The following is a 10,906-nucleotide window of genomic DNA, read 5'->3' on the forward strand; positions in this document are numbered from 1 at the left end:
CCCACCGACCCCGAGCCGGCCCCGCCCCGGAACGCCGCCCCCGTACGAGACGCCGCCCCGACCTTCCCCCTGCGCGCCGTGCCCGAGCCGCAGGTTCCCAGTGACTCCGCGCCCACCTTCCGGCTGCGTCGCTTGCCCGCGCCCGTGGATGCCGTGCCGCCCGGTACCGTCGTGCCGCCGACGGGTGCGTTCGGGCCGCCGCCGCCCATGGACGCCCGGCCCCACCCGGCGCCGGCACCCGAGACCGGGCCGCGCCCGGAGCCGGACGTCGACCTCGGAGGCGACCCCAAGCCGACGCCGCCCCGCGGATTCGACGCCGTGGCCGAGGCGGTCCTCGGGGACGAACCCCTCGCCGCGCCGGGCGAGGCGCATCTGGCCGAGCCCATGGGGCGGATCAACGACGCGGTGCGCGCCGGCCGCATCGACACGGCCGCGCGCCTGGCCGAGCAGACCGTCACCGAGGCGTCGGCCACGCTGGGACCGGAGCACCCGGAGGTGCTCCGGCTCGGCGAACTGACCGCGTACATCGCCTACTTGGCCGGTGAACCGCTGCGGGCCTTCCGGCTCTCCCTCGACCTCGCCGCGATCTGCCGCCGTACCGGCGACGCGGAGGCCGCCTACGGCAACGTCCGCAGCGCCGCCACCGCCTGGCGGGCGGTGCGCGATCCGGAGCCCGGACTCGAACTCGGCGGCGAACTCATCGCGCTGTGGACGGAGCTCGCCGCCGAGGGCGGTGCGGCCGCCGACGAGATCGAGGAACTGGAGTCCGCCCGCGCCCGCATGGGCCGGCTGGCCGAACGAGCCCGGCGGGGCTGAGAGTTACGCGCGGACGTTACGCCGACAGCTCCCACACCGCGTACGCGATCGCGTCGCTGTTGCGGTCCAGCGCCGTGTCGTTGATGTTGGCGGTGGTGTCGCAGGAGGAGTGGTAGCACCGGTCGAAGGCACGGCCCGCCGTACCGCCCCACTTCGCCGCCTGCGCCGCGGACTTGGTGCGGCTCGCCCCGGTGAACAGACCGCCGACCGGCACGCCCGCGTTCTTGAACGAGGCGTGGTCGGAGCGCCCGTCACCCTCGGTCTCGATCTCCGTGGGAACGCCGATGCCGGTGAAGTACTCCTGGAAGGTCTTCTCGATCGCGGGGTCGTCGTCGTAGACGAAGTACCCGGGGTTCGGCGAGCCGATCATGTCGAAGTTGAGGTAGCCGTCGATCCGGGCGCGGTCCCCGGTGGCCAGCCGGCTGACGTAGTAGCGGGAGCCGACCAGCCCGAGCTCCTCCGCGCCCCACCAGGCGAACCGCAGATGCTTGGTGGGCCGGTACTGGGCCCGCGCGACCGCGAGCGCGGTCTCCAGTACGGCGGCGGAGCCGGAGCCGTTGTCGTTGATACCGGGGCCGGAGGAGACGCCGTCGAGGTGGGCGCCCGCCATCAGGACCTGGTTCGGGTCGCCGCCGGGCCAGTCGGCGATCAGGTTGTAGCCGGTGCGGCCGGAGGTGGTGAACTGCTGGACGGTGGTGGTGAATCCGGCCGCGTCCAGCTTGGCCTTCACATAGTCGAGCGACGCCTTGTAGCCGGGGCGGCCGTGGGCGCGGTTGCCGCCGTTGGCGGTGGCTATGGACTGCAGTTGGGTCAGATGCGCCTTGACGTTGCCCACGGGGATGTCGGGGGCGGCGGCGAGGCGCGAGGGAGTGGTCGCCGCGTCGGCGAGGGTGCCGCCGGCAAGGAGGGTGACCATGGCGACGGCACCGGCCGCCGCCGCACGGGTGGAAACGGAGAGCTTCATGTGGGGGCTCCGAGTTCCTTGGGGAAGCCCGTGGGTCGGGGTGCCCACAGGCACGCCACAGTGAAGTGGGTGCCTGGATGGTGATGGTGGTCTGACTCTCCGTCAAGAGCGATATCAGGACAGGCCGTTACGCATATCGGAAGGGTGGTGTCCACGGTGGGCCGCGCGGTGCTCCCTGGTCACTGCACGCAGAACTCGTTGCCCTCCGGGTCCAGCATCACGGTCCACGTCCCGCCGGGCTCCTGCACCTGCCGCAGCACGCTCGCGCCGAGCTGCTCAAGCCGTTCGACCTCCGCCTCCCGGCGCCCCTTGCCCGCGTGCACATCGAGGTGGAGCCGGTTCTTGACCGTCTTGGCCTCCGGGACCCGCTGGAACAGCAGCCGCCGCCCCAGGCCGGTGCCGCTGCTCTCCTCGACGGGGTCCTCCGGATGCCGTACGGCGATCAGGTCCCGGAAGGCGCGGCGGCCGTGGTGCTCGACGACGATCTCGGGAGGTACGACGCCGGCGTCGAGCAGCTTCTCGATGAGGGCGCTGTTGTCCTCGACCACGTAGCCGAGTGCGGCGGCCCAGAAGTCCGCCTGTGCGTGCGGGTCGCCCGCGTCGATGACGAGCTTCCAGTGCAGGGGAGCGGGCGATGCCGGTGTCTGTGTCATGTAACCGGTTATAGTGGTTACGTGAGTGGCCGTGCAATGGAAACGCCGGGAAAAGCCCCCGGTCTCACCCTGATCTCGCACGAAGGGACGCCCTACCGCTTCGACCCGGGCGCCCTGTGCCTGGAGCTGCTGCCGACCGGCGGCCCCGGTGCCTACGCCCGCTTCGAAGTGCTGCACACGCCGGCGGACCTCGTGACCTGGGCCGGCCGCAGCCGACTCGCGGACGGTCTCGACCTCACCGTCGACGAGGCCGAACTGCGGCGGGCCCGCGCGCTGCGCGACGCCCTGTTCCTCCTCACCGCCGCCCGCGCCCACGGCCGCCCGCTCCAGCCCGAGCACCTCGCCCTGGTCAACGCGGCCGCGGCCGAGCCCCCGCTCGCCGCCCGCCTGGAGGCGGACGGCACCCGCTCCTGGGCCCCGGGCGCCACCGGTACGCAGCTGCTGTCGACCGTGGCCCGCGACGCGATCGACCTGTTCACCGGCCCCTGCGCCACCCGCATCCGCGAGTGCGGCGCCCACGACTGCCACCTGCTCTTCGTCGACACGTCCCGCCCCGGCCGCCGCCGCTGGTGCGCGATGGAACACTGCGGCAACAGGGAGAAGGTCCGCGCCCACCGGGCCCGCCGCGGGCCCGACGCCGGCACTGACGGGGGTGAGTAGGCGGGCCACCCCAGGGGTGGTCAGACGGTGGCGTCGGGGTGTGCCGGGCTGAGGTAGTGCACGGTGCTCTGCTCGCAGTGCGGCTGGAGCAGGGCCTGGAGGTCCTCGGCCGCCGCCTTGAGCAGGTGCCCGTCGCGGGTCGCGGCGACGGTCTCCAGGACGAAGGCGACACGGGTGGAGGCTTCGGTGACGCGAGTGCGGTGGGCGTCGCGGTGGTTCCAGTGCCGGGTGAGCACGTCGGTGGCGTCGGCGTAGACGATCTCGCCGGGCCTGGGGTTCTCGGTGGTGCCGGGTTCGCCGAGCGGAGTGAAGGTCTCGCTGCCGTCGGCGTGGCGGATGCCGATGTCGCCGGTGACGTGGTCGAGGTCGAAGGCCCCGGCGGGCAGGCCATGGCGTACGGAGACGGCGTTGTAGGAGTCGACGGCCGGGTTGATCCGGGGCAGGGTGCCCCTCTTCGCGAGGCGGCGGCCCAGGGCGTCGACGCTGGGCCGGATGCGGCGCGGGTTGGTGCCGAAGGAGCGGTAGGCGGTGTGCCACGCCTCGATGCGCGGGTCGCTCTCGTCGGCGGGCTGCCAGACGCCGTCGGCGAGCCGGGCCTCCAGATCTTCGAGGGCGGCAGTGGTGGCGGGCCAGGGCTCGCCGCCGCGCAGACCGGCGGCGGTGACGACGGCGATGAGGGTGTCGGGGAAGGCGTCGGCGACGGCGGGGCTGATGCGGAAGCTGGTCATGGCGAGGGGGTCGGTTCCGTTCCGGTGAGGGCGGGCTGGGGTGGTGGCGTCAGTGGTTCTCCAGGCGCCGATGCGGTCCAGGCGGCGCCTCTGCTGGGCGGCGGTGGGCGCGTCCAGGTGACCGAGACCGTCAGTGTCACCGCGGGCGAGATGATCGTCGTCGTCGACGGCACCGAGTGCTCCGTCGCCGCCGGACAGACCGCCACCTTCGACGCCCACACCGCCCACGCCTGTCGCGGCGCGGGCGCCCGCGCCCTGCCACCTGATCATGACCGTGCACCTGCCCCCGGGCCCGGCGTAGGGCAGCTCTACGGCCTGGCTTCCAGCGACTTGGTCTCCGGGGCGGCGGGCACGCTCTCCGTGTCGGCGGGCGCAGTCACCGGGCGGGTGGGCAGGCCGGCCCGCATGGCCTTCGGCTGGGCCGCGAGCATGCGGGCCGTGCGCCGGGCCGTGCGCAGGGCGTCCCAGGTGAGGAGCGTCAGGGCCAGCCAGACCAGGGCGAAACCGGCCCAGCGCTCCGGCGGCATGGCCTCCTTGAAGTAGAGGATGCCGAGCAGGAACTGGAACACCGGGGCCAGGTACTGCAGCAGCCCCAGCGTGGACAGCGGCACCCGGATCGCGGCCGCGCCGAAGCAGACCAGCGGGAGCGCGGTGACGATGCCGGTCGCGGCGAGCAGCGCCGCGTGCCCCGCCCCCTCGGCGGCGAACGTGGAGTCGCCCTGCGCGCTCAGCCACAGCAGATAGCCGAGGGCGGGCAGGAACTGCACCGCGGTCTCGGCCGCCAGCGACTCGACGCCCCCGAGGTTCACCTTCTTCTTCACCAGCCCGTACGTGGCGAACGAGAAGGCGAGGCACAGCGAGATCCACGGCGGCCGGCCGTACCCGACGGTGAGGACGAGCACCGCCGCCGCGCCGATCCCGACCGCCGCCCACTGCACGGGCCGCAGCCGCTCCTTCAGCAGCAGCACACCCATCGCGATGGTGACCAGCGGGTTGATGAAGTAGCCCAGGGACGCCTCGACCACATGCCCGGAGTTCACCGCCCAGATGTAGACACCCCAGTTCACGGTGATCACCGACGCGGCGACCGTGATCAGCGCCAGCTTGCGCGGCTGCCGCAGCAGCTCACCGAGCCACGCCCAGCGCCGTACGACGAGCAGCGCGGCGGCGACGAAGAGCAGCGACCAGACCATCCGGTGGGCCAGGATCTCCACGGCCCCGGCCGGCTTGAGCAGGGGCCAGAACAGGGGCACAAGACCCCACATCCCGTACGCCGCGAAGCCGTTCAGCAGTCCTATGCGCCGCTCGGCGGCCGACGTCCCGGTCACGGGCCCTCCTTCTTGCCTGACGCCCCTGCGCGACTCGTGTTCCTCGCGAGCGCGACTCGTGTTCTTCCCGAGCGAAGCTCGTCCGGACGACGGTAACGCCGGACACCCCCGTCTGTCATGCCCGTATCGCCATACGGTCATGACAGGCGAGGGTGGCGGGAGTCCCTGCCGTACGCGGAGGTCAGCCCTTGAGCGCCGCGGCGATCGCGTCGGCGAGCGGCGTGGTCGGGCGGCCGGTCAGGCGGGACAGATCTCCGCTGTCCACGACCAGCTCACCCTTCGCGATGGCCGCGTCGACACCCGCGAGGATCCCGGCCAGCGGACCGGGCACACCGGCCCCGGTGAGGATGCCGGTGAGCGCCTCCGGCGCGACCGGCGTGTAGGCGATCTCCCGCCCGGTCTGCCGGCTCAGCTCGGCCGCGTACTCGGCGAAGCTCCACGCCTCGTCGCCGCCCAGCTCGTACGTCGCGTTCTCGTGCCCCTCGCCGGTGAGCACGGCGACGGCCGCCGCCGCGTAGTCGGCGCGGGCGGCGGAGGAGACCCGGCCCTCACCGGCTGCGGCGACCACCGCGTCGTGCTCCAGCACCGGGGCCAGGTTCTCGGTGTAGTTCTCGTGATACCAGCCGTTGCGCAGCAGCGTGTACGGCACGCCCGAGGCGAGCAGCGCCTCCTCCGTGCCGCGATGGTCGTCGGCGAGCGCGGCGGTGAGGCTGCCGGGCGCGCTGGTGTAGGCGAGCAGGGCGACACCGGCGGACCGGGCGGCGTCGATGACCACCTTGTGCTGCTGGACCCGGCCCTTGTCGAACTCGTTGCCGGAGATCAGAAGCACCCGGTCGCCGGCTGCGAAGACGCCGTCGAAGCTCTCCGGCGCGTTGTAGTCGGCGACCGCGACCCGCGCGCCGCGCGCCGCCCATTCGGCGGCCCTGGCCGCGTCACGCACGACGACGGTGACGCGGTCGGCCGGGACCTTCGCCAGCAACTGCTCCACGACGTGGCGGCCGAGCTTTCCGGTGGCGCCGGTGACGACGAAGCTCATGATCAGGACTCTCCTCGCATGGGGGGTAGCTTGGCTGCTCACTCACCCTAGGAATGTCGCTCTCTTTCAGTAAGTACCCACTTCAAAGTAAGGTACTGGCATGACGGTAAGCAGGTTGAGCGGTGACGGCGAGGCGATGTGCCCCTATCGCCTGGTCCTGGAGCACGTCACCAGTCGTTGGGGCGTCCTGGTGCTCATCGCGCTGCTGGAGCGGCCGTACCGCTTCAGCGAGCTGCGCCGGGAGATCGGCAGGATCGGCCGGAGCGTCAGCGAGAAGATGCTCACGCAGACCCTCCAGACCCTGGAGCGCGACGGCTTCGTCCACCGCGACGCGCACCCCGTCATTCCGCCGCGCGTCGACTACTCCCTCACCGAGCTGGGCCGCGAGGCCGCCGAGCAGGTGCGGACCTTGGCGGAGTGGACCGAGCGGCGGATGGCGGACGTGGAGCGCGCCCGTGAGGCATACGACGAGGCCCGGACCGCGGGGGACCGGGCCTCGTAGCGAAACGCCGTCGTGTGCGACGACCTCCGGACGTCAGCCGACCACCGTCCACGTGTCGCCGCCCGCCAGCAGCGCGGCCAGGTCGCCCTTGCCGTGCTGTTCGATGGCGGTGTCGAGCTGGTCGGCCATCTGGGTGTCGTAGACGGGCCGGTCGACGGAGCGGAACACGCCGATGGGGGTGTGGTGCAGGGTGTCGGGGTCGGCGAGGCGGGACAGCGCGAACGCGGTGGTCGGCGACGCGGCGTGCGCGTCGTGGACCAGGACCTCGGCCTCGTTGTCCGGCGTCACGGTCACGACCTTGAGGTCACCGGTGGCCGCGTCGCGTACGACGCCCTTGGCGCTCTCGGCGCCGAAGCGGATCGGCTGCCCGTGCTCCAGGCGGATCACCGCCTCCTCGGCCTGCTGCCGGTCCTTGAGGGCGTCGAAGGCGCCGTCGTTGAAGATGTTGCAGTTCTGGTAGATCTCCACCAGCGCCGTGCCCGGGTGGGCGGCGGCCTGGCGCAGCACCTCGGTGAGGTGCTTGCGGTCGGAGTCGACCGTGCGGGCGACGAAGGACGCCTCCGCGCCGATGGCGAGGGACACCGGGTTGAACGGTGCGTCCAGCGAGCCCATCGGCGTCGACTTGGTGATCTTGCCGACCTCGGAGGTGGGGGAGTACTGGCCCTTGGTCAGGCCGTAGATCCGGTTGTTGAAGAGGAGGATCTTGAGGTTGACGTTGCGGCGCAGGGCGTGGATGAGGTGGTTGCCGCCGATGGACAGGGCGTCGCCGTCGCCGGTGACGACCCAGACGGACAGGTCGCGGCGGGAGGCGGCGAGGCCGGTGGCGATGGCGGGGGCGCGGCCGTGGATGGAGTGCATCCCGTAGGTGTTCATGTAGTACGGGAAGCGGGAGGAGCAGCCGATGCCGGAGACGAAGACGATGTTCTCGCGGGCCAGTCCCAGCTCGGGCATGAAGCCCTGCACGGCGGCCAGGATGGCGTAGTCGCCGCAGCCGGGGCACCAGCGCACTTCCTGATCGGACTTGAAGTCCTTCATGGACTGCCTGCCCTCGGCCTTCGGGACGAGGGAAAGCGCCTCGATCGTGCCCGTGCCTTCCCTGGTCGTCTCAGCCATCGATGGCCTCCTTCAGCGCCTTTGCGAGCTGCTCCGCCTTGAACGGCATGCCGTTGACCTGGTTGTACGAGTGGGCGTCGACCAGATACCTCGCCCGGATGAGCGTGGCGAGCTGACCGAGGTTCATCTCGGGGATCACCACCTTGTCGTAGCGCTTGACGACCTCACCGAGGTTCTTCGGGAAGGGGTTGAGGTGCCGCAGATGTGCCTGCGCGACGGACTCCCCGGCGGTGCGCAGCCGGCGCACGGCGGCGGTGATCGGGCCGTAGGTGGATCCCCAGCCGAGCACCAGCGTGCGGGCCTCGTGCGGGTCGTCGACCTCGAGGTCGGGGACGTCGATGCCGTCGATCTTCGCCTGGCGGGTGCGGACCATGAAGTCGTGGTTGGCCGGGTCGTAGGAGATGTTGCCCGTGCCGTCCTGCTTCTCGATGCCGCCGATGCGGTGCTCCAGGCCGGGGGTGCCGGGGACCGCCCAGGGGCGGGCCAGGGTCTGCGGGTCCCGCTTGTACGGCCAGAACACCTCGGTGCCGTCGTCCAGGGCGTGGTTGGGGCCCTGTGCGAACTGCACCTGGAGGTCCGGCAGTTCCTCCAGGTCGGGGATGCGCCAGGGTTCGGAGCCGTTGGCCAGGTAGCCGTCGGAGAGCAGGAACACCGGGGTGCGGTAGGTCAGGGCGATCCGGGCGGCTGCCAGGGCGGCGTCGAAGCAGTCGGCCGGGGTGCGCGGGGCGACGACCGGGACCGGGGCCTCGCCGTTGCGGCCGTACATCGCCTGGAGCAGGTCGGCCTGTTCGGTCTTGGTGGGCAGGCCGGTGGAGGGGCCGCCGCGCTGGATGTCCACGATGAGCAGGGGCAGTTCCAGGGAGACGGCCAGGCCGATCGTCTCGCTCTTCAGCGCCACGCCGGGGCCGGAGGTGGTGGTGACGGCGAGGGAGCCGCCGAAGGCCGCGCCGAGGGCGGCGCCGATGCCGGCGATCTCGTCCTCGGCCTGGAAGGTGCGCACGCCGAAGTTCTTGTGCCTGCTCAGCTCGTGCAGGATGTCCGAGGCCGGGGTGATCGGGTACGAGCCGAGGAACAGCGGCAGGTCCGCCTGGCGGGACGCGGCGATCAGCCCGTAGGACAGGGCGAGATTGCCGGAGATGTTGCGGTACACGCCCGGCGGGAACGCGGTGGCGGCCGGGGCGACCTCGTAGGAGACGGCGAAGTCCTCGGTGGTCTCGCCGAAGTTCCAGCCCGCCCGGAACGCGGCGATGTTCGCCGCCGCGATGTCCGGCTTCTTGGCGAACTTCGACTTCAGGAACTTCTCCGTGCCCTCGGTGGGGCGGTGGTACATCCAGCTCAGCAGGCCGAGGGCGAACATGTTCTTGCTGCGCTCGGCCTCCTTGCGGGTGAGGTCGAACTCCTTGAGCGCCTCGACGGTGAGGGTCGTCAGCGGCACCGGGTGCACCTGGTAGCCGTCGAGGGAGCCGTCCTCCAGCGGGTTGGTGTCGTAGCCGACCTTCTGCATGGCCCGCTTGGTGAACTCATCGGTGTTGACGATGATCTCCGCGCCGCGTGGCAGGTCGGCGATGTTCGCCTTCAGCGCGGCGGGGTTCATCGCGACGAGGACGTTCGGGGCGTCGCCGGGGGTGAGGATGTCGTGGTCGGCGAAGTGGAGCTGGAACGACGACACGCCTGGCAGGGTGCCGGCCGGGGCGCGGATCTCGGCGGGGAAGTTCGGCAGCGTGGAGAGGTCGTTGCCGAAGGACGCGGTCTCCGAGGTGAAACGGTCACCGGTGAGCTGCATGCCGTCACCGGAGTCCCCCGCGAACCTGATGATCACCCGGTCCAGACGGCGGACGTCCTTCGACCCCGCCACCGGTGTGCGCTGCTCTCCCACGATCGTTCCGTCTGCTGCGTCGGCGTGCTCCGCTGGGCTGCTGACCTGGCTGGTCACTGAACTGGACCTCCCTCGAGGCGGCTGTCCGGGCCGGACCTTCCCGCAGGTCCTCCCGGGATCAACCCTACGTCCGTAAGGGTCGCCTTCCTTGGGTGATTCGCATTTTGGACGTGGCTTTGAGATATGTCGGCGCGTCGATCTTCGGTGGTTGTGCCTGGACAGGGGTGGTGCGGCGACGTGCGGGTCTCTTCTGTGGAGACGCCGCACGGTCGGGTCGCGGTTCGGCCGGTCGGGGGTCTCAGGAGTTGAGATACGTGAGGACGGCCAGTACGCGGCGGTGATCGCCCTCGCTGGGGGAGAGGCCGAGCTTCAGGAAGATGTTGCTGACGTGCTTCTCGACGGCGCCGTCGCTCACCACCAGCTGCCGTGCGATGGCCGAGTTCGTGCGTCCCTCGGCCATCAGGCCCAGGACCTCCCGCTCACGGGGGGTGAGTCCCGCGAGTACGTCCTGCTTGCGGCTGCGGCCGAGCAGCTGCGCGACGACCTCCGGGTCCAGGGCCGTACCGCCCTGGGCCACACGTACCACCGCGTCCACGAACTCACGTACCTCGGCTACCCGGTCCTTGAGCAGATAGCCGACGCCGCGGCTGGAACCGGCGAGCAGCTCCGTGGCGTAGCGCTCCTCCACGTACTGCGACAGGACGAGGACGCCGAGGCCGGGGTGGGCCTTGCGCAGCTGCACGGCCGCGCGGACGCCTTCGTCGGTGTGGGTGGGGGGCATGCGGACGTCGGCGACGACGACGTCGGGGAGCTCGCCCTGGGCGTCGAGGTCGGTGATGGTCTTGATCAGCGCGTTGCCGTCGCCCACGCCGGCGACGACGTCGTGGCCCCGGTCGGTCAGCAGACGGGTCAGGCCCTCCCGCAGCAGCACGGAATCCTCGGCGATGACCACCCGCACCTTGTCCTCCACGATCTCGTCCCCCCATGTCCCCGTAACCATGGGGTCCAGCATCCCAGCATCGGAGCACGGATGCGGAGGCTTCGGCGCGGGTGCGGGTGCGGGTCCGGGTGCGGGTCCGGTGGGTGGATGCCTGCGGCGCCACTGTCCCTCCGGTGGGGGTGCGCGTAGCGCCCAGGGTGGGTGGGTGAGTCGGGGCCGGGTCGGTGGTGTCCGTCCTCGGTCTGGCGCGAAATAGGTCACTCGCAGGGTGCGGGGCGCGGACGCGCCAG

10 protein-coding genes and 1 pseudogene are annotated in these 10,906 nt (G+C 71.6%); 3 read left to right on the forward strand and 8 right to left on the reverse strand.

Annotation, left to right across the window (positions count from 1 at the left end; translation table 11 throughout):
- A pseudogene (locus tag N4P33_RS26905) lies at nucleotides 1–816 on the forward strand (tetratricopeptide repeat protein); the annotation flags it as partial.
- 16 nt (nucleotides 817–832) lie between these two features.
- Here N4P33_RS26905 and N4P33_RS26910 read toward each other — a convergent pair.
- A complete protein-coding gene (locus N4P33_RS26910; protein ID WP_260829379.1) occupies nucleotides 833–1,780 on the reverse strand; it encodes a M28 family metallopeptidase in 948 nt (315 codons plus the stop codon).
- A gap of 179 nt (nucleotides 1,781–1,959) precedes the next feature.
- On the reverse strand, nucleotides 1,960–2,433 hold the full coding sequence (locus tag N4P33_RS26915) for a VOC family protein (RefSeq protein WP_260829380.1): 474 nt from the start codon (nucleotides 2,431–2,433) through the stop codon (nucleotides 1,960–1,962).
- 36 nt (nucleotides 2,434–2,469) lie between these two features.
- Between N4P33_RS26915 and N4P33_RS26920 the strand changes: the two genes are divergently transcribed.
- Entirely contained in the window at nucleotides 2,470–3,093 is a 624-nt protein-coding gene (locus N4P33_RS26920; protein ID WP_260829388.1) for an ABATE domain-containing protein, read from the forward strand.
- 20 nt (nucleotides 3,094–3,113) lie between these two features.
- On the opposite strand, the gene N4P33_RS26925 is transcribed toward N4P33_RS26920, so the two are convergent.
- From N4P33_RS26925 to N4P33_RS26940, 3 genes are all read right to left on the reverse strand, one after another.
- On the reverse strand, nucleotides 3,114–3,821 hold the full coding sequence (locus tag N4P33_RS26925; RefSeq protein ID WP_260829381.1) for a B3/4 domain-containing protein: 708 nt from the start codon (nucleotides 3,819–3,821) through the stop codon (nucleotides 3,114–3,116).
- A gap of 308 nt (nucleotides 3,822–4,129) precedes the next feature.
- Nucleotides 4,130–5,149 carry an EamA family transporter RarD gene (gene rarD, locus N4P33_RS26935; RefSeq protein WP_260829382.1) on the reverse strand — a complete coding sequence of 340 codons (1,020 nt, stop codon included), beginning with the start codon at nucleotides 5,147–5,149 and terminating at the stop codon, nucleotides 4,130–4,132.
- Nucleotides 5,150–5,330: 181 nt separating this feature from the next.
- Nucleotides 5,331–6,185, reverse strand: coding sequence for an SDR family oxidoreductase (locus N4P33_RS26940; protein WP_260829383.1), 855 nt, complete (start codon nucleotides 6,183–6,185; stop codon nucleotides 5,331–5,333).
- A 100-nt stretch (nucleotides 6,186–6,285) separates the two neighbouring features.
- On the opposite strand from N4P33_RS26940, the gene N4P33_RS26945 reads away from it, so the two are divergent.
- Nucleotides 6,286–6,687: a helix-turn-helix domain-containing protein gene (locus tag N4P33_RS26945; RefSeq protein ID WP_260829384.1), complete on the forward strand. Its 402-nt coding sequence runs from the start codon at nucleotides 6,286–6,288 to the stop codon at nucleotides 6,685–6,687.
- Nucleotides 6,688–6,720: 33 nt separating this feature from the next.
- On the opposite strand, the gene N4P33_RS26950 is transcribed toward N4P33_RS26945, so the two are convergent.
- The 3 genes from N4P33_RS26950 to N4P33_RS26960 form a co-directional block, all read right to left on the reverse strand.
- Nucleotides 6,721–7,800 carry a 2-oxoacid:ferredoxin oxidoreductase subunit beta gene (locus tag N4P33_RS26950; RefSeq protein WP_260829385.1) on the reverse strand — a complete coding sequence of 360 codons (1,080 nt, stop codon included), beginning with the start codon at nucleotides 7,798–7,800 and terminating at the stop codon, nucleotides 6,721–6,723.
- Complete coding sequence (locus N4P33_RS26955) at nucleotides 7,793–9,733, reverse strand: 2-oxoacid:acceptor oxidoreductase subunit alpha (RefSeq protein WP_260829386.1); 1,941 nt, start codon at nucleotides 9,731–9,733, stop codon at nucleotides 7,793–7,795. The genes N4P33_RS26950 and N4P33_RS26955 overlap by 8 nt, the downstream gene beginning before the upstream one ends.
- Before the next feature lie 241 nt (nucleotides 9,734–9,974).
- Nucleotides 9,975–10,676 carry a response regulator transcription factor gene (locus N4P33_RS26960; RefSeq protein WP_313904594.1) on the reverse strand — a complete coding sequence of 234 codons (702 nt, stop codon included), beginning with the start codon at nucleotides 10,674–10,676 and terminating at the stop codon, nucleotides 9,975–9,977.
- Nucleotides 10,677–10,906 lie beyond the last annotated feature (230 nt).

Source organism: Streptomyces sp. 15-116A, assembly GCF_025290915.1.
GTDB lineage: Bacteria > Actinomycetota > Actinomycetes > Streptomycetales > Streptomycetaceae > Streptomyces.

What these genes read in the sequence shown, in the direction of transcription:
- N4P33_RS26950 (WP_260829385.1), bottom strand. Translation starts at nt 7,800, where the DNA reads ATGGCTGAGACGACCAGGGAAGGCACGGGCACGATCGAGGCGCTTTCC.
- N4P33_RS26915 (WP_260829380.1), bottom strand. Translation starts at nt 2,433, where the DNA reads ATGACACAGACACCGGCATCGCCCGCTCCCCTGCACTGGAAGCTCGTC.
- N4P33_RS26945 (WP_260829384.1), top strand. Translation starts at nt 6,286, where the DNA reads ATGACGGTAAGCAGGTTGAGCGGTGACGGCGAGGCGATGTGCCCCTAT.
- N4P33_RS26910 (WP_260829379.1), bottom strand. Translation starts at nt 1,780, where the DNA reads ATGAAGCTCTCCGTTTCCACCCGTGCGGCGGCGGCCGGTGCCGTCGCC.
- N4P33_RS26925 (WP_260829381.1), bottom strand. Translation starts at nt 3,821, where the DNA reads ATGACCAGCTTCCGCATCAGCCCCGCCGTCGCCGACGCCTTCCCCGAC.
- N4P33_RS26960 (WP_313904594.1), bottom strand. Translation starts at nt 10,676, where the DNA reads ATGGTTACGGGGACATGGGGGGACGAGATCGTGGAGGACAAGGTGCGG.
- N4P33_RS26940 (WP_260829383.1), bottom strand. Translation starts at nt 6,185, where the DNA reads ATGAGCTTCGTCGTCACCGGCGCCACCGGAAAGCTCGGCCGCCACGTC.
- N4P33_RS26920 (WP_260829388.1), top strand. Translation starts at nt 2,470, where the DNA reads ATGGAAACGCCGGGAAAAGCCCCCGGTCTCACCCTGATCTCGCACGAA.